At 72.5% G+C, this 19,421-nt stretch carries 18 protein-coding genes; 9 read left to right on the plus strand and 9 right to left on the minus strand.

Features of this window, described 5'->3' with window-relative positions; genetic code table 11:
- Nucleotides 1–39 precede the first annotated feature (39 nt).
- The gene (locus tag ACZ68P_RS12525; RefSeq protein ID WP_471005349.1) at nucleotides 40–576 is read left to right on the plus strand and encodes a WcaF family extracellular polysaccharide biosynthesis acetyltransferase; all 537 of its coding nucleotides are present in this window, start codon (nucleotides 40–42) and stop codon (nucleotides 574–576) included.
- Between the two features lie 5 nt (nucleotides 577–581).
- A complete protein-coding gene (locus ACZ68P_RS12530; protein WP_471005618.1) occupies nucleotides 582–1,724 on the plus strand; it encodes a glycosyltransferase in 1,143 nt (380 codons plus the stop codon).
- Here ACZ68P_RS12530 and ACZ68P_RS12535 read toward each other — a convergent pair.
- The 3 genes from ACZ68P_RS12535 to gmd form a co-directional block, all read right to left on the minus strand.
- Nucleotides 1,703–2,383 carry a hypothetical protein gene (locus ACZ68P_RS12535; protein WP_471005350.1) on the minus strand — a complete coding sequence of 227 codons (681 nt, stop codon included), beginning with the start codon at nucleotides 2,381–2,383 and terminating at the stop codon, nucleotides 1,703–1,705. The genes ACZ68P_RS12530 and ACZ68P_RS12535 overlap by 22 nt on opposite strands.
- Before the next feature lie 85 nt (nucleotides 2,384–2,468).
- Nucleotides 2,469–5,249, minus strand: coding sequence for a CBM96 family carbohydrate-binding protein (locus ACZ68P_RS12540; RefSeq protein ID WP_471005351.1), 2,781 nt, complete (start codon nucleotides 5,247–5,249; stop codon nucleotides 2,469–2,471).
- Between the two features lie 91 nt (nucleotides 5,250–5,340).
- Complete coding sequence (gene gmd, locus ACZ68P_RS12545; RefSeq protein ID WP_471005352.1) at nucleotides 5,341–6,354, minus strand: GDP-mannose 4,6-dehydratase; 1,014 nt, start codon at nucleotides 6,352–6,354, stop codon at nucleotides 5,341–5,343.
- A 143-nt stretch (nucleotides 6,355–6,497) separates the two neighbouring features.
- Here gmd and ACZ68P_RS12550 point away from each other — a divergent pair, with 143 nt between their 5' ends.
- A complete protein-coding gene (locus ACZ68P_RS12550; protein ID WP_471005353.1) occupies nucleotides 6,498–7,475 on the plus strand; it encodes a GDP-L-fucose synthase family protein in 978 nt (325 codons plus the stop codon).
- An 18-nt stretch (nucleotides 7,476–7,493) separates the two neighbouring features.
- Here ACZ68P_RS12550 and ACZ68P_RS12555 read toward each other — a convergent pair whose 3' ends face one another.
- On the minus strand, nucleotides 7,494–8,969 hold the full coding sequence (locus tag ACZ68P_RS12555) for a sugar transferase (RefSeq protein ID WP_471005619.1): 1,476 nt from the start codon (nucleotides 8,967–8,969) through the stop codon (nucleotides 7,494–7,496).
- A 573-nt stretch (nucleotides 8,970–9,542) separates the two neighbouring features.
- On the opposite strand from ACZ68P_RS12555, the gene ACZ68P_RS12560 reads away from it, so the two are divergent.
- The 3 genes from ACZ68P_RS12560 to ACZ68P_RS12570 are packed head-to-tail and all read left to right on the plus strand — an operon-like array spanning nucleotide 9,543 to nucleotide 13,057.
- Nucleotides 9,543–11,105 carry a glycoside hydrolase family 71 protein gene (locus ACZ68P_RS12560; RefSeq protein WP_471005354.1) on the plus strand — a complete coding sequence of 521 codons (1,563 nt, stop codon included), beginning with the start codon at nucleotides 9,543–9,545 and terminating at the stop codon, nucleotides 11,103–11,105.
- 48 nt (nucleotides 11,106–11,153) lie between these two features.
- A complete protein-coding gene (locus ACZ68P_RS12565; RefSeq protein ID WP_471005355.1) occupies nucleotides 11,154–12,590 on the plus strand; it encodes a WGR domain-containing protein in 1,437 nt (478 codons plus the stop codon).
- On the plus strand, nucleotides 12,587–13,057 hold the full coding sequence (locus ACZ68P_RS12570) for a hypothetical protein (RefSeq protein ID WP_471005356.1): 471 nt from the start codon (nucleotides 12,587–12,589) through the stop codon (nucleotides 13,055–13,057). Before ACZ68P_RS12565 ends, ACZ68P_RS12570 begins: the two co-directional genes overlap by 4 nt.
- A gap of 64 nt (nucleotides 13,058–13,121) precedes the next feature.
- Here the strand turns inward: ACZ68P_RS12570 and ACZ68P_RS12575 are convergent, their stop codons facing one another.
- Complete coding sequence (locus ACZ68P_RS12575) at nucleotides 13,122–13,544, minus strand: DUF350 domain-containing protein (protein ID WP_471005357.1); 423 nt, start codon at nucleotides 13,542–13,544, stop codon at nucleotides 13,122–13,124.
- A 377-nt stretch (nucleotides 13,545–13,921) separates the two neighbouring features.
- On the opposite strand from ACZ68P_RS12575, the gene ACZ68P_RS12580 reads away from it, so the two are divergent.
- From ACZ68P_RS12580 to ACZ68P_RS12590, 3 genes are all read left to right on the plus strand, one after another.
- Nucleotides 13,922–14,467 (plus strand): DoxX family membrane protein, encoded by a 546-nt coding sequence (locus tag ACZ68P_RS12580; protein ID WP_471005358.1) that lies wholly within the window; start codon nucleotides 13,922–13,924, stop codon nucleotides 14,465–14,467.
- A 530-nt stretch (nucleotides 14,468–14,997) separates the two neighbouring features.
- Entirely contained in the window at nucleotides 14,998–15,693 is a 696-nt protein-coding gene (locus ACZ68P_RS12585) for a type 1 glutamine amidotransferase domain-containing protein (protein WP_471005359.1), read from the plus strand.
- Nucleotides 15,694–15,749: 56 nt separating this feature from the next.
- The gene (locus ACZ68P_RS12590; RefSeq protein WP_471005360.1) at nucleotides 15,750–16,760 is read left to right on the plus strand and encodes a DNA topoisomerase IB; all 1,011 of its coding nucleotides are present in this window, start codon (nucleotides 15,750–15,752) and stop codon (nucleotides 16,758–16,760) included.
- Nucleotides 16,761–16,886: 126 nt separating this feature from the next.
- Here the strand turns inward: ACZ68P_RS12590 and ACZ68P_RS12595 are convergent, their stop codons facing one another.
- The 4 genes from ACZ68P_RS12595 to ACZ68P_RS12610 form a co-directional block, all read right to left on the minus strand.
- Entirely contained in the window at nucleotides 16,887–17,507 is a 621-nt protein-coding gene (locus ACZ68P_RS12595) for a hypothetical protein (protein WP_471005361.1), read from the minus strand.
- 136 nt (nucleotides 17,508–17,643) lie between these two features.
- Entirely contained in the window at nucleotides 17,644–18,453 is an 810-nt protein-coding gene (locus tag ACZ68P_RS12600) for an SDR family oxidoreductase (protein ID WP_471005362.1), read from the minus strand.
- A gap of 34 nt (nucleotides 18,454–18,487) precedes the next feature.
- Nucleotides 18,488–18,964: an SDR family oxidoreductase gene (locus ACZ68P_RS12605; protein ID WP_471005621.1), complete on the minus strand. Its 477-nt coding sequence runs from the start codon at nucleotides 18,962–18,964 to the stop codon at nucleotides 18,488–18,490.
- A gap of 36 nt (nucleotides 18,965–19,000) precedes the next feature.
- Entirely contained in the window at nucleotides 19,001–19,342 is a 342-nt protein-coding gene (locus tag ACZ68P_RS12610) for a gas vesicle protein K (protein ID WP_471005622.1), read from the minus strand.
- Nucleotides 19,343–19,421 lie beyond the last annotated feature (79 nt).

Consider the following 19,421-nt stretch of genomic DNA (forward strand, 5'->3'; position numbering starts at 1 on the left):
GGCACCAGGGGAGGCGCCGACGGGGGGTGAACCGAACTCATGAGGAATCTTCCGGCCTTCACACTGGCCGGCTACGACAAGGGCCGCGGCCTGCTGACGCAGGCCCTGTGGTTCGCGGTGATGAACACGGTCTTCATGGCCTGGTTCTGTCCGGCCCGGCTGCGGGTCGCGCTGCTGCGCGCCTTCGGCGCGACCATCGGCGACGGCGTGCTGATACGGCACCGGGTCAGGGTCCTGTGGCCCTGGAAGCTCACGGTCGGTGACCACGCCTGGATCGGCGAGGGCGCCTGGCTGCTCAACCTGGAGCCCATCACGCTCGGCGCCCATGTCTGCGTCTCCCAGGAGGCGCTGCTGTGCACCGGCAGTCACGACCACCGGGCGGCCGACTTCCGCTACCGCAACGCCCCGATCACCGTCGAGGATGGCGCGTGGGTCGCGGCCCGCGCCACCGTCCTCGCGGGCGTCACCGTCGGGCACCACGCGGTCGTCGCCGCCGGGACCACGCTGCACAAGGACCTGCCCGAGCTGACCCTGCACACGGCCGAGGGCCGCCGACCCCTCCCGATGCCGGTATGAGCGGCCTGCGTGTCCTGCACGCCGTCACGCTGCACAGCCCCACCCACGCCTTCGGCGGGCCCGTCCGAGTGGCGCTCAACCTCTGCCAGGGCCTCGCCTCGCGCGGTCACCAGGCGCGGCTGACCGCGCTCGGCGACGGCTTCGACGCGGCGGGCGGCTCGCTGCCCACGGAGGTGGAGGGCGTGCCCGCCCGCCTCTACCAGGCCCGGTCGATCCTGCCGCTCGGCTTCAGCGGCATCACCTCGCCCGCGATGCTCGCGGGAGCCGGCGCCCTGGTGCGGAACGCCGACATCGTCCACGTGCACCTGGCGCGGGACCTGGTGACCCTCCCCGTCGCCCTCGCCGCGCTGCGGGCCGGGCGCCCGCTCGTGCTCCAGACCCACGGCATGGTCGACCCGAGCGGCAAGGTGCTCGCCAAGGTCCTGGACGCCGTGGCGGTCCGGCGTGTCCTGCGCGGCGCCTCGGCCGTCCTCCACCTGACCGGGCGCGAGCGCAAGGACCTGGACGCCGTCGCCGGCGTCCCGCTGGAGCGGTCGGTACGGCTCGTCAACGGCGTCCCCGCCCAGGAGCCGCGCCCCGCACCGGCCGGGCCGCCCCGCGTCCTCTACGCGGCCCGTCTGCAGGCCCGCAAGCGGCCCACCGACTTCGTCGCGGCCGTGCCGGAGATCCTGCGCCACCACCCCGACGCCCACTTCGTCCTGGCCGGCCCCGACGAGGGCGAGCGGCCCGCGGTGGACGCGCTCGTCGCCGAACTGGGTCTGGAGGACCGGGTGAGCCGGCCGGGACCGCTGTCGGCCGAGCGGATGCTGGAGGAGCTGCGCCGGGCGCACGTCTACGTCCTGCCGTCCGTCGACGAACCGTTCCCCATGTCCGTGCTGGAGTCGCTCTCGGTCGGCACCCCGGCCGTCGTCACCACCTCCAACGGCCTCGCCCGCGACATCGAGGAGGCGGGTGCGGGCCGCGTCGTCACCGATGCCGCCGGTCTGGCCCCCGCCGTCCGCGCCCTGCTGGACCCCCGGGCGAACGACGACGCCTCCGCGGCGGCCCGGAAGCTGGCCACGGAGGCGTTCTCGATGGATGCCGTCCTCGACACGCTGCTCGGTGTCTACGAGAGGGCGCGGAAGGGTCAGGCGGGCAGCCAGGCGTAGCAGCCCGAGGAAACGAACTCCACGGTGCCCGCGGGGATCTTCGCCTTCACCTGGCCGTCGGAGCCGAGCGGCGGTCCGGAGGCCAGGACCTTGCCGCCGTCGCCGAGGGCGCGCCAGGAGCACGCCGGGTCGGTGGTGAGCGCGCGGTACGTGCCTGCCTCGGGGCTCTTGGTGGTGCCGTCGGGAAAGCCGGTGCTCGCGGTGGCGAGCAGCGGCTTCTGCGCGGGGCACAGATGGGCGACCGTCGCCTCGGCGTCCTTGATGTCGCCGGCGATGATCGCGCCGACGGCCGCGTCCTTGTCCCGCTTGGCGGTGCGCTCCAGGCGCTGGCAGGACTCCTGGCCGGTCTGCAGCACGGCGGCGGGGTCGGTGTCCTTGGGGACGCGTCCGCTCAGATAGGACTTCTGGTCCTTGGTGAACGAGCCCGTGACGGGCTTGAGTTCGGCGTCCGGCACGACCGGTCCCCTGGACGCGGAGGGGGTGGGGCCGGTCGGCGCCACCTCGGTCTGCCGGTCGGGTACGGCCGCCGGCCGGGACGGGCCCGCCGTCGGCCGCCCGTCGGCCTTGTCGTCGCCGGACGACGAGCAGGCGGGGAGGGCGAGCAGGGCGGCCAGCACGGCCGCCGCGGCGGCCGGGCGCCGGTGAAGTGGACGACGCATGAGGTAGCTCCTGTGGTACGTCGGCCGCGGGGCCCCGGCCGAGCCGGGCCCCCGCGGCCTTTTCATGAGGTGTACTGCGTGCTGCTTACGGGGCGCCGAAGGTCAGCACCAGCTGCGGAGTGCCCTCCGCCGCTGCCGCCTCGGACGACCAGAGCCACAGCGGGTCGGTCCCTACGCTGGTCAGCGCGACGCTGTACGAGCTGCCGAGCGCCGCCGAGATCGCCGAGGTGTCCAGCGCGGCCGAGTAGATCGCCGAGCCGTCCGTGGCGCCGCTCAGCGTGCCGATCGGGGCGGGGCCGAGCGCGGGGCGGTTGGTGTAGGTCACCCCTGCCTCGGTCCATGCTCCGGTCACCGGGACGACGGACTGGCTGTCCGTCGAACCCGCGCCGGTCATCGTGGTGGTCTTCACCGCGAGACGGGCGCTCTTGAGGACGGTGCCGGCCGGGGCGGACGGCAGCGTGAACCGCAGGTACGACTCGTACGCCGAGGTACCGCGCACCGCCATGGAGCTGGAGGCGCCGTAGTTGGTGCCCGGGGCGCCGGCGTTGACGTAGCTGTCCTCCGTCGCGGTCACGGTGCTGACCGTGTCGGCCGGAGCGGTGGCCAGGCTGTAGTGCTTGGCGACCTGCGCCGCGGTGAGCGCCGACGGGTAGACGGCGGCCTCGTCGAGCTGGCCCGCGAAGAAGCTGCTCGTCGGACGCAGCGGCCAGCCGGAGAGGTTGTCGGCTCCGACGTGCCAGTAGCCCGCGTACTGCTGGTTGGTGGTGACGTTGTTCGAGCCGGCGAGCTGACCGTCGATGTACAGCCGCATCCCGTCCGGGCCCTGGGTGCCGACCGCGTGGTGCCAGGCGCCGTTGTTGTACGAGCCCCACGAGGTGAGCGTACGGGTGGTGCCGGTGTAGACGCCGAACACCACGTTGCCGGTGTTCGTCATGTACAGGTGCTTGTCGTAGCTGCCGCTGTTGCGGGTGGTGTTGTTGCCGAAGCCGATCAGCTTGCCGCCGCGGTTCGTGGTCGTCTTGAACCACGTCTCGACGGTGAACGAGCCGGTCACGTTCTGGCGCTTGTCGGTGTGGATCTGCTCGTCCGTGCCGTTGAGGGCCACGGCCGTGGAGGCTCCGGTGACGGCGGCCGGGGTCTGGCGCAGCGCCGGGGCGTTGACGTACAGACCGCTGTTGTTCGCGTCCGAGGAGTCGGCGGCGTACGGCGTCGTCGACTCGTCGAAGCGCCAGTACAGGCCGGCACCGTCGGCGACCACCTGGGAGGCGTACGGCTCAGGGGAGGTCGGGACGGTCACCGTGGACGTCGCGGACAGGGCGCTGGTGTTGCCGTCCGCGTCCGAGGCCGTCACCCGGTAGGTGTAGGTCTGGCCGGGGGTCACGTTGGTGTCCTTGAAGGAGACCTGCGGACGCGACCAGTGCAGGGAGTCGCCGTCGACGGTCGCGACCGGGGTGGCCGCGCCGTTGCGGTAGACCTTGTACGTCAGCTTGGAGTCGTCCAGGTCGAGGCTGGAGCGCCAGCGGACCTGCACGGCGCCGGGTCCGACGGCCGCGGCGCTCGCCACGGGGACGGTCGGCGCACCGGTGTCGGGACCGGAGGAGAAGCGGGTCAGGCCCTGCGCCGGAGCGCCGTTGGCCGTGGTGAACTCGCCGCCCACCCACATGTACTTCGTGGTGCCGGTGCCGGAGATGGCGAAGGCGCGCGGGCCGATGCCCTCGCCGATGCCGTCGTTGGTGTCGGGAAACCAGCCGAGCTTGCCGGTCGACGTCGTCGGCTGCGCGAGCAGGTGGTAGCGGCGTCCATCCGGGAACTCGCCCACGCTGGAGCAGTCGTGCGCGTGCGAGGCGCTGTAGAGCACGCCCTCGTACGAGCGGACCGCCTGCGTGGCGCCCAGGCAGGTGTCGCGCCAGCGCTGCTCGAAGTCCGAGAGGTTCAGGGCGATGCGTCCGTCGAAGACGCCGCCGCCCGTGCCCTCGTTGCCGGTGTAGAAGCCGGTCGCGTCGGTCTCGATGTCCTTGACGACCGAGTTCTGCGGGATCCAGCCGTTGGGGTACGCCTTCGTCACGGCGCCGCTGGTGGCGTCGACCACGGCGAGGGCGTGCGAGTTGGCGCCGTTGACGCTGAAGAAGTCGCCGCCGAGCAGCACGTGCTGCCCGTCGGGGGTGACCTCGACGGCCCGGCCGGGCTCGTCCGCGTCGGCCCGGAACGGCAGCAGGGCGCCGGCGGTGGTGATGGCCGCGAACCGCTCGCGGGTCTGGCCCTCGACGGTGCCGAAGTCGCCGGCGGCGTAGATGGTGGTGTCGGTGACGGCGAGCGCCCGCACCGTGGCGGGGAAGCTCGGCGTGAAGCTCGCCTTCGGCGTGCAGGTGGCGATGTCGATCGCCGCCACGCTGGAGACGGGCGTGCCGTTGACGGCGCCGAAGTAGCCGCCCGCGTACAGCGTCTTCTTGTCCGGCGAGACCACGAGGGTCCGCACGGTGGCGGTGCCGTCGCCGACCGTGAAGGACAGGGAGCAGTTGGTGGGCGCGCCCGTCGCCGCGTTCATCGCGGCGAAGTTGACGGCGCCCTTCGGGGTGCCGGCGCCGCCTTCGGGCGGCCGCACCTCGGAGAAGGTGCCGCCGACGAAGACGGTGTCGTTCGCCTCGGCGAGTGCCCAGACGATGCCGTTCGTCTGCCAGGTCGGCAGATCGTCCGCGGTGAAGGCGACGGGCGGCGTCAGTGCCGCGGCCGTCGGGGCCAGCAGCGAGCCGCCGGCCGCGACCGCCGCCCCGACGGTGAGGACGAGGGCAGAGGTGAGCCCCCAGGTTCTACGCAATGTTCCCCCCAGGCGTGATAGCCCAGTACATGTGGCGCGAAGTCGTGCCATGCGATGTGATGAATGCGAACCATATGACGAACCGGACGGCATCGTTGCGCACTTGACCAATCCGGTACGTTGCGCCTACTGAATGCGCAGGTCAGCGGTCTATTCGAACGGTCGCGCCAGCCAGCTGATCCTGGACAAGACGGACATCCGCGTCCACCATGATCCGCGCCAGTTCCTCCACGAGGACGGCAGGCTTCCAGCCAAGTAGATCGTTTGCCTTGCTCGCGTCCCCGATCAGCGCGTCGACCTCGCTCGGGCGCTCGTACTTCGGGTCGAACCGTACGAACTCCGCCCAGTCGAGCCCGGCGTGCGAGAAGGCCGTCTCCAGGAACTGCCGGACCGTCGCCGGGACCCCGGTCGCCACCACGTAGTCGGTCGGCTCGTCCTGCTGGAGCATCCGCCACATCGCGTCGACGTACTCGGGGGCGTACCCCCAGTCCCGGACGGCGTCGAGGTTGCCCAGGTAGAGCCGGTCCTGCAGACCGGCCTTGATCCGTGCCACGGCCCGGGTGATCTTGCGGGTCACGAACGTCTCGCCGCGGCGCGGGGACTCGTGGTTGAAGAGGATCCCGTTGACGGCGAACATGTCGTACGCCTCGCGGTAGTTCACCGTGGCCCAGTACGCGAAGACCTTGGCGGCGCCGTAGGGGCTGCGCGGGTGGAACGGCGTCCCCTCGTTCTGCGGCGGCGGCGTCGCGCCGAACATCTCGGACGACGACGCCTGGTAGATCCGGGTGTCCACGCCGCTCGCCCGGATCGCCTCCAGGAGCCGCAGCGCGCCGAGGCCCGTCACGTCACCCGTGTACAGCGGGGCGTCGAAGGAGACCCGCACATGGGACTGCGCCCCGAGGTTGTAGACCTCGTCGGGCTGGATGTCCCGGAGCAGGTTCACCAGGGCGACCCCGTCCGAGAGGTCCGCGTGGTGCAGCACGAACGACCGGTTCGCCTGCTGCGGATCCTGGTAGACGTGGTCGATCCGCTCCGTGTTGAAGCTGGACGAACGGCGGACGAGTCCGTGCACCGTGTAGCCCTTGGACAGCAGCAGTTCCGTCAGGTACGAGCCGTCCTGACCGGTCACGCCGGTGATGAGTGCGGTCTTGCTCATGCGTGGTGCCCCTCCCGAACGGACCGGCCCCCAGCCGGTCCGTAGCGTGCGAATATCCCGTGACATACGGGTCTGTGATGGAACAAGGAGAAAATCCGGATCTGGTGTGTTGTCGTCCTCGGCGGCCTGGCATGATCCGGACCATGACTCAATCGACGACCGACCCGACGACCGACCGGACGGAAGCACCGTCCTACCTGCCGGAGCGCGCCCGCGTGTTCGTCGCGGGGCACCGCGGCCTGGTCGGCGCCGCCGTGGCCCGTCGGCTGACCGCGGACGGGCACGAGGTGATCACCCGTACCCGCGCCGAGCTCGACCTCCGCGACGCGGCACGCACCGCCGAGTTCCTCGCCGGAACGCGTCCCGACGCCGTGGTGCTCGCGGCCGCCAAGGTCGGCGGCATCATGGCGAACAGCACCTATCCGGTGCAGTTCCTGGAGGAGAACCTCCAGATCCAGCTCAGCGTCGTCGCGGGCGCGCACGCGGCCGGGGTCGAGCGGCTGCTCTTCCTCGGGTCGTCCTGCATCTACCCCAAGCTGGCACCCCAGCCCATCCACGAGGACGCGCTCCTGACGGGCCCGCTCGAGCCCACCAACGAGGCCTACGCGCTCGCCAAGATCGCCGGCATCGTGCAGGTCCAGGCGTACCGCAAGCAGTACGGCGCCGCCTACATCTCCGCGATGCCGACCAACCTCTACGGCCCCGGGGACAACTTCGACCTCGAGACCTCGCACGTCCTCCCGGCGCTGATCCGCCGCTTCCACGAGGCCCGCGAGGAAGGGCGCGAGGAGATCGTGCTCTGGGGCTCCGGCACCCCGCGCCGCGAGTTCCTGCACGTCGACGACCTCGCCTCGGCCTGCGCCGTCCTGCTGCGGTCGTACGACGCCGACGAGCCGGTCAACATCGGCTGCGGCGAGGACCTCACCATCCGCGAACTTGCCGAGACCGTCGCCGACGTCACCGGATACCAGGGCCGGCTGGCCTGGGACACCGGCAAGCCCGACGGGACGCCGCGCAAGCTCCTCGACGTGTCCCGGCTGACCGGCCTCGGTTGGAAGCCGAGGATCGCCCTCCGGGACGGCATCGCGTCCACCTACGCATGGTGGCGCGAACAGAACTGAACCCATGGGACCGGCCCGTCAGTACGCTCCGCGACCGTCGACGACGGCGCGGAACGTACGGGCCATGACGTCGACGTCGCTGGTGAAGGACCAGTTGTCGACATAGTGCAGGTCAAGCTCGACCGTCTCGTCCCAGGACAGGTCGGAGCGGCCGCTTATCTGCCACAGACCCGTCATCCCGGGCCGCACGGAGAGCCGGCGCAGCTCCACGTCCCCGTACCGCGCCACCTCCTCCGGCAGCGGCGGACGCGGGCCGACCAGGGACATCGAACCGAGCAGCACGTTGATCAGCTGCGGCAGTTCGTCGAGCGAGGTGCGCCGCAGCAGCCGGCCCACCCGCGTCACACGGGGGTCGCGGCGCATCTTGAACATCAGGCCGTCGTGCTCGTTGGCGTGCGACAGCTCGGCCTTGCGGGCGTCGGCGTCCACGTACATGGTGCGGAACTTCCACATCACGAACGGGACCCGGGCCTGACCGACGCGTATCTGGCGGTAGAACACCGGCCCCGGAGAGGTCAGGCGCACCGCCGCCCCTATCCCGAGGAACAGCGGCGACAGGGCGAGCAGGCCGAGCGCGGCGCCCGCCCGGTCCATCACGGACTTCAGCACCTGCTGCACACCGCTGCGCACCGGCGGCGCGACCCTCAGCAGCGCCATCCCGGCCGCCGACGTGGTCTCCAGGCGCTTCACGGCGAACTCCACGAGACCGGGCGCCAGCGCGAGCTCCTTGCCCGCGTCGTGCAGCCCCCAGGCGAGCCTGCGCAGGCGCTCACCGGCCATCCGGGCACCCGCCGCGACCAGCACGACGTCGGCCTCCAGCTCGCCGGCCGCGGCCAGGACGGGCGCGGTGTCCCCGTCGGCGGCCTCGGGCATCAGCACCCCGAGCCGGGCCGCCACCGGGGCGCCGGTACGGACCGGGCCCTCACCGATGGCGACGACACCGACCACCACGTACGGGTGCTCGGTGCGGCCCGCGAGGTGCTCGGCGACATCACCGGCGGCCCGGGGCTCGCCCAGGACGAGGACCCGGGTGACGACCTGCGCCTCCCGACGGGCGGCGACCAGGTGGCGCCAGGTCAGCTTCGTGCACGTCAGCGTGAGGACGGGCGCCGGCAGCAGGGCCCCCAGGCACAGCAGCGCCGGGTGGTGCAGATCGGCGGCGGCCCGCACCACGGCGAGCACGCCCAGCAGGATCAGCCAGTCGTGCAGCACCGGCAGGCTGCCACGGGACTCGCCCAGCTCGCGTCCGGCGTACCGGCGCCGCAGCGCGCGCACCCCGACCCAGGCGAGAGCGGCGACCACCGGGCCCGAGAGGGCGTACGGCTGTCGCTCGGCGTGCAGGATCAGCGCGGTGGGCAGCCCCACCCCGACGACGTCCACCGCCAGCGCGAGGACCGGATACCAGCGCGCTTTGGCACGCGGATGAGGATGGACCGGTCGTGGACCGGTTCCAGTGCGGACAGAATGGGTCTCAGTTGTACGGGCATGCCACATGTACCCCCCCGGCACGTGTCGACGTTCGCGGCTGTACTCGTCGGGCCCCTGACCGATGAGCAAGCGTCGCAACGCGGAACAGTACGACAAACTCGCCCACGTCCGCTGCGGTTCACGCGAACGACCTCAGAAGGTGATGGCGTGTTCATCTCGTGACAAGGCGGCCCGCGTCCGCATGACCGACCGCATAATACGCTCACAGAAGCGGAGTTGACGCACGTGAGGCGGGGGGAGGAACCTCCCGGACCGGCAGAGGGAAGGTGAACCTCACCTTCCCGGACGTTCTCACTGTGGCGCAAAGCACAGTCCTCCGGGAGTGGCCTGCCCCGATCGACAGCAGGACCTTCCGGACGAAAAGGAATTCGCCCTCCGGTGGAGAGCGAAGCGGAACCACCCGCCGTCCGACCCGTCCCCGGTCACCCCCGCCGCCGGGCGCGCAAGCGGTACCGGCCGGGCCGTCGAGGGTCGCTCGCCACGCCCCGGACGGTTGTTGTCCCGTGCCGTGGGATCGGTTGTACTACTGGCAGCGCAGCCCGCGGGACCGCGGCAGCCTCGACCCGCCGGAGGGACCCCATGGCGCCCACCCCCACACCACCCGCCCAGCCGGGCCGCCGCACCCGCGGCGCGCGGTCCCACCGGGCGCCGGGACGGCGCAGACTCCTGCCCGGGCTCGTCCTCGGCGTCCTGCTGGCCGGCTCGCTCGCCGGCATCGGCGCGGCGGCGGCGCTGCGCGACGGCGACACCGCGGAACGGACCACCGCGCGACCGGAGCAGTACAGCGCCGCCCTCCCCTTCGACCTGCCCGACACCCGCACCCTGCGGTCCTCCGGCAAGTTGGTCTTCGCCCACTACTTCACGCCCTACCCGCTCTCGCTCGACAACCAGCCGCCGCGGAGCGACTACTACAGCCGCAACTACCTGACGGCGGACGGCGAGAAGGGCAAACACCGCGCCTACGGCGGGCTCCTGCGCGACCGGCCGCTGCCCGCCGGACCCCAGACGGGGGAGTGGGAGCTGGCCCACCTGCGCCAGGAGGTCCGCACCGCGCGCGACGCCGGACTCGACGGGTTCACCGTCGACCTCCTGTCGCAGAAGGGGCGCAACTGGGAGCGCGTCGAGCTGCTGATGCGCGCCGCGGCCGAGGAGGACCCCGGCTTCCGCATCCAGCTCATGCCGGACATGACCTCGCTCAGCACCACCCCCGCCGCCCTCGCCGATTCGCTCGCGCAACTCGCCCGCCACCCCTCGGCCCACCGGCTGGCCGACGGCCGGCTCGTCGTCTCCCCCTTCAAGGCGGAGGAGAAGGAGCCCGCCTGGTGGCAGCGGACCATGGACGAACTGCGGACCCGGCACGGCGTCCGCACCGCGCTCGTCCCGCTCTTCCTCGACTTCACACCCGACCGTGAGCGGTACGCCGCCATCAGCCACGGCTTCTCCGAATGGGGCAGCCGCACCTACCACCGCCAGTCCGGCGCCACCGCCGACGCCTCGCGCGCCCACAAGCTCGGCAAGATCTGGATGCAGCCCGTCTCCGTCCAGGACGCCCGCCCCAACCAGGGCGTCTACGACGAGGCGGGCAACACCGAGACACTCCGCGCGAGCTGGGGCGCGGCCCTCGCGTCCGGCGCCGACTGGGTGCAACTCACCACCTGGAACGACTACTCCGAAGGCACGCACTTCGCCCCGTCCCTGCACAACGGCTACGCCTACCTCGACCTCTCCTCCTACTACCTCACGCGGTTCAAGACCGGAGCCTGGCCGAAGATCGTGCGGGACACCCTCTATCTGACCTCCCGCGTCCAGTTCGCCGGCGACAGGCCTCCCGCCGCCGCCCAGCCGAAGGTGATAGAGCCGCGTGAGGGCACGGCCCCGCCCCGGGACGCGGTGGAGGTGCTCAGCTTCCTCACCGCCCCCGCGCAGATCCGCACCGGCACCGGGGGAGTGAAGGGCGCGTACGAGGCTCCGTCGGGTGTGCACGCGCAACTCCTGCCGCTGCGCACCGGACACAGCGAGGCGACCGTCGTGCGGGACGGCGTGACCACGACGACGGTGACGAGCCGCTACCCGGTGCGCCGTCCGATCGACCGGCAGGACCTCCAGTACTACGCCGTGACCAGCGGCCGCAGCCAGCGCTGACCCCTCGCGGACAGGCCGTTGTCAGTGGCAGCGCCTACGGTTTTCGACATGACGACGAAGACCTATCTGGAGCTGTCGCAGGACGGCGGCGGCGCGCACAAGTTCTACGAAGTGACGATCGACGACCTCGTGGTGTCGGTCCGTTACGGACGGATCGGCTCGCCGGGTCAGACCCAGACATCGACCTTCCCCACCGCGGAGAAGGCCCGTGCCGCGGCGGCCAAGAAGATAGGCGAGAAGGTCCGCAAGGGGTACGCCCCGGCGGTGCAGGGACAGCGCGCGGCCCGCGCGGTCACCCGCCGCGAGGTCGTCTCCGCTCCCTCCACGGCACGCGCGGCCGCCCCGGTCCTGTGGCGGTTCAGGACCGGCTCCGCCGCCTTCGGCATCCACGTGGACGACCAGCACGTCTACGTCGGCAACCAGGCCGGATCGGTGTACACCCTGGACCACACGGGCGAGGTCCAGGCCCGGTTCAGTCTCCCGGACGGCGTGAAGTGCCTGGTCGCGGACGACTTCTGGATCTACGCCGGCTGTGACGACGGCCGGGTGTACGACCTGTCGTCGAAGCTTCCCTTCGCCGCCTACGACATCGCCTCGGACGTCGACATCTTCTGGCTGGACATCCACGAGGGCGTGCTCGACGTCGCCGACCGGTCCGGCCGGCTGACCGTCATCGACCACGAGGACGAGCACCAGTGGTCCCGCAACAGCCGGGGCGAGCACGCCTGGATGGTCCGCGCCGACGGCGACGCCGTCTACCACGGCCACAGCAAGGGCGTCACGGCGTACGCCCCCGACGGGGGTGGCGAGCTGTGGCACACCGCGACCGCGGGCGGCGTCCTCTTCGGCTGGCAGGAGGACGCCGCCGTCTACGCGGGCACCGCCCACCGCAAGGTGCAGCGCCTGGCGAAGAAGGACGGGCGTGTCGAAGCCGTCTACGCCTGCGACAGCCCCGTGTACTCCTGCGCGACCTCGCCGGGCGGCCGGTTCGTGTTCGCCGCCGACTCCGCCTCCTCGGTCTACTGCTTCGCCGAGGACGGCACCCGGCTCTGGAAGCTGGGCACCGGAAACGGCTCCGCGCTCTCCATGCAGTACCGCGAGGAACGCCTCTACCTGGTCACCACGGACGGCTCGCTGGTCTGCGTCGACGCGAGCGAGGCGGCGATCTCCGCCGCCCAGGAGGGCACGGTCCCGGTCGCCAGGGACATCAAGCTCGCCGCCGCCCTGCCGACGTACGAACCGGCGACGACGGTGTCGGCCGTGACGGCGGTGAGCGCCGCACCGGCCGGCTCGGTGATCGTGGAGTGTGTCCAGGAAGGCGGCAGGACTCGGGTGCACGTGCTCTCCGAGGGCTACGAACCCTCGTGGAACGTGCAGTTCCCCCGCGCGATCCGGGAGGCCGGGGCGCGGTACGTGGTGGATGCCCTGCATCCGGCCTCGGGCGGCTTCTACCGTGTCCGCGGCGACATCAGGCGACTGCTGTGACCGGCGGGACCTTCGAGGCGGCGACGGGGGACGGCCCGCCGCCGCGAGGAGAGGCCGAGCAGCGGTCCAGGGAGGTGCGTGCGGCCTGGGAAGGGCTGCTGCAGATCCGGAGGTTGAGCGGGCGGGGTGACGACACGCGCACCCTGCCCGCGGAATGGGAGCGAAGACAGCCGGTCAGGGCGGTCGCCCTCGCCCTGGAGGCGGCGAAGACCGTCCCCTCCGCCGTCGACGACTCCGGCGCACGAGTGGTGACCGGCTACCGCGTCACGGCCGGGGAGCGGCCGGGCACCGCCGTCGTGGAGTGGCTGGGGCCACCGGGCGGCGGGGCGGCCCGGGAAGAGGAGCCCGCGCTCACCGGGCTCGTCCCCGTCCTGGAACGCGTCGGATGGGAGGCGCTGCTCTACCGGGGACCGCGCGGACGGCGCTTCCTGGAGGTCGAGCCGGCCGACCACCTGCCGCGGGGGTGACGGGCACGAGGCGCGGGCGCGCCCGCGATGGGGCCGCCGCCCCGGCGGCGGCCCGTCCGTGGGGTCAGGCGATGGAGGCGGAGAGGATGGCGGAGACAGCCAGGTTGCAGGAGGCCGTCACCCAGACCGCCGGGTGCGGCTCGGGGTCGACGAGGGTCGCGCCCAGCTTGCCGGGCGTCACCAGGTCCACCACCAGGAAGGCCACGGCCATCATGACGAGACCCAGCAGACCGAAGGCGGCCGTGGAGGCGAGGCCCTTGCCGAAGTCGTCGTAGGTCGTCCAGATCGAGGTGAAGACGATCCCGCCTATGCCGAGCAGCGCCGAGCTGAGCAGCATCGCGGCGTTGCGGTTGCGCTCCTCCCAGATCTGCCGGCCGAGCTTCCCCGGCGTCAGGAGGTCGACCAGGACGATGCCGAGGATCAACAGCACCACACCCAGGGCGCCGTAGGCGGTGGCCCGGCCGAGGCCGTTGACGATGTCGCTCATGGGATGCCGGCTCCGAACGGAAGTGATCGCGATGATCGAGGGGCGGTGGACCGGCAAAATGTAGCGCACGACTTGAGGAACCGGCCCGGGCGGTAGGGGCGGGGCCGGGGGCACGGGGGCGTCCGGACGGGGTCCAAGGGGGCCGGGTGGTGGGGACGGAACGGTAGGGACTTGGCGGAGAAGCCGGGGGGGGGAGAACGAGCGGTACGCATTCGGGGCGGGTGCGGGCGGTCGATGCCTGGCGCTTGGGGCGGGTGCCCGCGGGGCGGCGTACCCCATCCGGCGCAATAAGACTCAGGCCCCCGTGCCTCAGGCGGCGAGAGTGGGTCAGGGAGGGCACGCCGTACGCCCCCGAACCCAGCGACCGGGAGACCTCTATGACCTGCCTCAACCGACGTGACCTCGGGCTGCTCGTCCTGCGGGTCGGCACCGGCGCCGTCCTCGCCGCACACGGAACCCAGAAGCTGTTCGGCTGGTTCGGCGGTGGTGGCGTCGAGGGCACCACGCACGCAATGGAGGCCATGGGCTTCTCGCCGGGACGCGAGAGCGCGATCGCGGCGGGCATCGGCGAGGCGGGCGGCGGAGCCCTGCTCGCGCTCGGACTCGCCACCCCCGCCGCCGGCGCCGCCGCGGCCGGCGCCATGGCCGGCGCGGTCGCCGTCCACGCTCCGGCCGGCTTCTTCGCCCAGAGCGGCGGCTATGAATACCCCGCCTTCCTCGGCTTCACCGCCGCCGCCATCGGCATCGCCGGCGCGGGCCGCTACTCCCTCGACCACGCCACCGGACACGTCGTCGACCGTCCCTGGGTCGTCGCCGTCGCCTTCCTCGGCAGCGCCCTCGCCGCGGCCGCCGTCGTCGGCCGCCGCGAGCAGATCCAGTCCGCCCGCTCGGAGGCCGAACCGGACCCGGACGAGGCGCCCTGACCCTCCGTTCCGTGCGGCCTCGGCACCGGCCCGGCGCGTACTGACGCGGCGAGGTGCCTTGAGCCATCGTCCGTGCGGCCTCGGCACCGGCCCGGCGTGCGGTGTCGGCACCGGCCCGGTGAAATGCCTCGGTTCCTCGTCCGTGCAGTCTCGGTACCGGCCTCGGCGAGCCGCTCCGGGCTCCTCGTCCTTACGGTCTCGACCACGGCCTCGGTACCGGCCCCGCGAAGTGTCCTGACCGTGCGGCCTCGACCACGGCCCCCGCGAGGTGCCTTGACCCTCCGTCCGTCCGGCCCCCGCCCCTGTCCTGGTCGTCGTCGGGACTCCCACGACAGCCGTCGGGATCCCCATGGAAGCCTGCGGCGCTCCGCGGGGCGGCCGGCGCGGACGGTCTTTGGGCCCTGTCCGTCACGTGCCGCCCGGGCGACGAGGCACGCGCGCCCTCGTGCACGGTGTCCTCACCGCGCCGACGATCCCGACTCCCGCCACGGCCCTCCCACCGACCGGGCCCACCCCTCCTCGGAGACTCCATGTCGAAGATTCTTTTCGTGATGACCGGCGCCGACCACTGGACGCTCGCCGACGGAACCCGGCACCCCACCGGATTCTGGGCCGAGGAGGCCGTCGCCCCCTACGAGGCGTTCACGGCCGCCGGCCACGAGATCGTCGTCGCCACCCCCGGTGGCGTCGTTCCGCCCGTGGACCAGGGGAGCCTGACCGCCGACGCCAACGGCGGCCAGGAGAAGGCCGACCGCGTCGCCCGCACCCTCGCCTCCATGACCGAGCTGAAGAACCCGATCCCGCTCGACGCCGTCGACCTCGACGACTACGCGGCCGTCTACTACCCCGGCGGCCACGGCCCGATGGAGGACCTCGCCGTCGACCGGACCTCCGGTCGGCTCCTGACCGACGCCCTCGCTTCGGGAAAGCCGCTCGCGGTCGTCTGCCACGGCCCGGCCGCGCTCCTCGCCGCCACCGACGACGAGGGCGTCAACGCCTTCGCCGACTACAGGGTCACCGCGTTCACCAACGCCGAGGAGACCCAGGCCGGCCTCGCCGACAAGGCCGCGTGGCTGCTGGAGACCCGCCTCACCGAGGCCGGGCTCGACGTCCGGACGGCCGAGCCGTGGGCCCCGCACGTGATTGTCGACCGCAATCTGTACACCGGCCAGAACCCGTCCTCCTCGGGGCCCCTCGCCGCCGAGATCGTCAAGAAGCTGGCCTGACCCCGGCGGAGACTCCGCAGCAGTGAGAAACGGGCGATAACGGGCACAGGGAAGACGTGCGACTGAGAACGAGCGATCCCGACCGCCCGGGGTGGCGGCGCGTCCGCCACGGCCGTGGCTTCCGCTATCTGGACGCCGACGGCCACCTCCTGACGAAGAAGGACACGGAGCGCGTCAAGGCGCTGGTCATCCCTCCGGCATGGCAGGACGTGTGGATCTGCCCCTGGCCCAACGGGCACACCCAGGCCATCGGCACGGACGCCGCAGGCCGCCGCCAGTACCTCTACCACGAGGAGTTCCGGCGCCGGCAGGAGCAGGTGAAGCACGACCACGTCCGCACCGTGGCCCGCAACCTGCCCCGGCTCCGCGAAGCCGTCGCCGCCGACCTGGCCCGGCGCGGCCTGTGCCGCGAGCGCGTCCTCGCCTGCGCGGCACGCCTCCTCGACCTCGGCTTCTTCCGGGTCGGCAACGAGAGCTACCGGCGCGACAACGACTCCTACGGACTCATCACCCTGCGGCGCGAACACGCGCGCTGCGTCGGAGGCGAAGTCTGCCTGAGCTACCCCGCCAAGTCCGGCCGTCACCAGACCCGCGCCCTGGTCGACGAGCCCACCCACCGGGTCCTGAGCGCGCTGCTCCGCCGACGCGGCGGCGGAGAGCAGCTGTTCGCCTACTGGGACCGAGGCGCGTGGCACGACGTCCACGCCGACGAACTGAACGCCTACCTCCGCGAGCGCTCCGGCAGCGACATCACCGCCAAGGACTTCCGTACCTGGCACGCCACCGTCCTCGCCGCCTTCGCCCTCGCCGTCTCCGAGGAGGTGGCGGGAGAGTCACGTACCGCGCGGACCAGAGCGGTGAACCGGGCCGTCCGGGAGGTCAGCGGCTACCTCGGCAACACCCCCGCCGTCTGCCGCGGTTCGTACATCGACCCGACCATCGTCGAGCGCTACGAGGACGGGGACACCATCGCGGCCGCACTGGAACGCCTCGGCGAGGACGGGGCGTTCGGCCGGCCCGCCACCCAAGGGGCGGTGGAGCGGGCGGTCCTGCGCCTGCTGCGCTGAGCGGGCCCAGGCCGGGGCCCCGGAACCAGGCACGCTTCCCGAAGGAGAGGACTGCGCGACAAGGGGAGGACCGCGGGGCAAGGAGAGGGCCGCGGGGCCGGGGCAAGGCCCGTCGGCGCGGTGTCCTCAGAAGCGGGAGGCGCCGGCCGTGCCGCCCCCGGCCGTGCCCGCGACCGCCGGGCGCGTCTCGGCCGCGTCCGCCCGCACGTCCGCGGACAGGACGTGCGTCGCGGCCGTCGTGCGCATGGCCTCCAGCGACTGGGACTGCCGCCGGGCACGCTGGATCAGCTCGTCCAGACGATCGGGATCGAGACGGGCGTCCGTCCGGGCCAGCCCGCGCAGGGAACGCCAGCAATCCGCCTTCGCCTCCACCGCGAGCCGCATCGCCTCCAGTTCGAGCACATCGCTGAGCGGGGACCGGGACAGGACCCGGCCGTTGAACTTGAGCCGGCCGACCCGCTCCGCCAGCCACCCCGCCGCCCTCCTCGAACGCAGCCGGCGCACACCGAGCGCGTCCATGAACCGGCGCAGGGTGTGCAGATCCTCCCGGACCTCCACGGTCAGCTCCGCCAACTGCGGCTCGAAGGCCCTGCCGTGGTGCGCCCGCGTCATCCGGCGCACGAGCTGAGCCCCCGCGGACGCGCCCGCCAGGTGGTCGTTGAGATAGACCCCCAGGAGCGTGGGCCCCGAGCCCCTCGCGGAGCCGCTGCGCGCCCGCTTCACCGTCTTCGTCACCGCGTTGATCAAGGGGCCTCCTCGCTCGCGTGGCCTGCGTGACGGGCCGCGCCGCGGCCCGCGCCGACGGCCCGCCGGGCCATCCGTCGGGCTCGTCCGCCGGTCGAGCCGCGCGTACCCGTTGTCGGCCCGCCCAGACATGCCGGCGTCAGGGCCGCCGCCAGTCGTCGCTGTCCAGGTGCGAGCCCGCCATCGGCCCCATCCGCAGCATCCCGCCGTCCACCGTCCACGACGCGCCGGTCACGTACGACGACTCCCGCCCCGCCAGCAGCGCCACCACCGCAGCCACCTCGCGGGCGTCCCCCGGACGGCCGAGCGGGATCCCCGGCCGGGACGCCCTCAGGACGTCCTCGTCCTCCTGGCCCGTCATCGGCGTGGCGATCTCGCCCGGGGCGACCGAGTTCACCGTGATGCCGTGCTCCGCCAGCTCCAGCGCCATCACCTGGGTGAGCAGGCCGAGACCGCCCTTGGCCGCGCAGTACGGGCCGGCGCCGACACGGGGCTGATGCTCGTGCACCGACGTCACGTTGACGATCCGGCCGCCGCCACCCTGGCCGATCATGCGGCGCGCCGCACGCTGCGAGCACAGGAGGGGCCCGACCAGGTCCACGTCCAGGACGGTGCGGACGGTGGCGAGATCGAGATCGAGGAACGGCGTCGCCGTGCCCGTTCCCGCGTTGTTGACCAGGACGTCGACCCGGCCCAGCTCCTCCGCGAGCAGATCGACCACATCGGCCGCCTCCGGCAGCCGGGTCAGGTCCAGCCGCGCGGTGGCGGCCCGACGGCCCTTGGCGCGCACCTCCTCGGCCGTGGCCGCCGCGCCCTTCTCGTCGGTGTGCCAGGTGATCCCGATGTCCAGGCCGGCTTCCGCCAGCCGTACGGCCACGGCACGACCGATACCGGAGTCCGCACCGGTAACGATCGCTGTCCGGGGCTCGAAGCCGAGTGTGTCGGCCATGGCTCTGCCTCCTCCGCGGAGAGATCTCGGTCGGTCACGGCCATGAGGGTTCCCGGCGAGGGACGACCACAACCTCGGCGATCGCACTGCCCGGAGGCACCGACAACGCGTACATCACGGTGTCCGCCACGATCTCGGGGCTCTGCAACAGCGACACGTCGGCGTCGGGGAAACGGTCCAGGATGAACGCGGTCTCCATCCCGCCGGCGACGACCCCCGTGACGCCGATACCGGGGCAGTCGCGCTGCGCCTCCTTGAACAGCGTGTGGGTGAACGTCCGCAGCCCGGTCTTCCCCGCCGCGTACGGGCCGGCCTCCGTCCAGGTACGGATGGCCGCGGTCGACAGGATGTTGACGATGTGTCCCCCGCCCCTGGCCACCATGCGCCCGTAGCCCTCCCGGCACAGGTACATCGGCCCGAGCAGATTGGTGGTGATGACCCGGGTCATCTCCTCCGCCGACAGCTGCTCCACTGCCTTCGTGACGTCGATGGCGGCGTTGTTGACCAGGATGTCGACCGCTAGACGACGGCGGAGGGGTACGCGGGGTCACGAGGGCTCGCGGGGGAGCAGGTGCCCGAGCGGCCCGAGGTCGAGGTTGAGGTCGTCGAGGGTGAAGCCGTGCTCGACGCACAGCTCGGCCAGACGGTCGTGCAGGGCCAGGAGGGTCGCGCCGAGCTCCTCCTCCTGCTCGTCGGTGAGGTCGCCGGCGTCGACGCGCCGCAGGGCCTGGCGCTCGATGAGCTGACGGAGGAGCTCCACGAGGGTGAGGACGAGCTTCAGGAGGTCCTCCTCGACGGAGTCCCGGTCCGTGTACAGCCGGTGCGCGGGCCGTGGACGCTCCCCGTGGGCCGTCGGGGGCGCCTGGACGAGCCGGAAGGCCTGGGACATGGCGTCGCCCACCGCCCGCAGGCGCGGTGGCGCGCTCGCGGTGGGCGGCACCTCCGCGCCGTCCCGGCCCGACGGTTCC

The sequence above is a fragment of the Streptomyces sp. NPDC036822 genome (genome assembly GCF_055609145.1).

Coding starts and splice junctions, on each gene's coding strand:
- gmd (WP_471005352.1), bottom strand. CDS start 6,354: ATGAGCAAGACCGCACTCATCACCGGCGTGACCGGTCAGGACGGCTCG.
- ACZ68P_RS12535 (WP_471005350.1), bottom strand. CDS start 2,383: ATGCGTCGTCCACTTCACCGGCGCCCGGCCGCCGCGGCGGCCGTGCTG.
- ACZ68P_RS12550 (WP_471005353.1), top strand. CDS start 6,498: ATGACTCAATCGACGACCGACCCGACGACCGACCGGACGGAAGCACCG.
- ACZ68P_RS12575 (WP_471005357.1), bottom strand. CDS start 13,544: ATGAGCGACATCGTCAACGGCCTCGGCCGGGCCACCGCCTACGGCGCC.
- ACZ68P_RS12560 (WP_471005354.1), top strand. CDS start 9,543: ATGGCGCCCACCCCCACACCACCCGCCCAGCCGGGCCGCCGCACCCGC.
- ACZ68P_RS12525 (WP_471005349.1), top strand. CDS start 40: ATGAGGAATCTTCCGGCCTTCACACTGGCCGGCTACGACAAGGGCCGC.
- ACZ68P_RS12600 (WP_471005362.1), bottom strand. CDS start 18,453: ATGGCCGACACACTCGGCTTCGAGCCCCGGACAGCGATCGTTACCGGT.
- ACZ68P_RS12610 (WP_471005622.1), bottom strand. CDS start 19,342: ATGTCCCAGGCCTTCCGGCTCGTCCAGGCGCCCCCGACGGCCCACGGG.
- ACZ68P_RS12540 (WP_471005351.1), bottom strand. CDS start 5,249: ATGGCACGACTTCGCGCCACATGTACTGGGCTATCACGCCTGGGGGGA.
- ACZ68P_RS12585 (WP_471005359.1), top strand. CDS start 14,998: ATGTCGAAGATTCTTTTCGTGATGACCGGCGCCGACCACTGGACGCTC.
- ACZ68P_RS12555 (WP_471005619.1), bottom strand. CDS start 8,969: ATGTGGCATGCCCGTACAACTGAGACCCATTCTGTCCGCACTGGAACC.
- ACZ68P_RS12565 (WP_471005355.1), top strand. CDS start 11,154: ATGACGACGAAGACCTATCTGGAGCTGTCGCAGGACGGCGGCGGCGCG.
- ACZ68P_RS12580 (WP_471005358.1), top strand. CDS start 13,922: ATGACCTGCCTCAACCGACGTGACCTCGGGCTGCTCGTCCTGCGGGTC.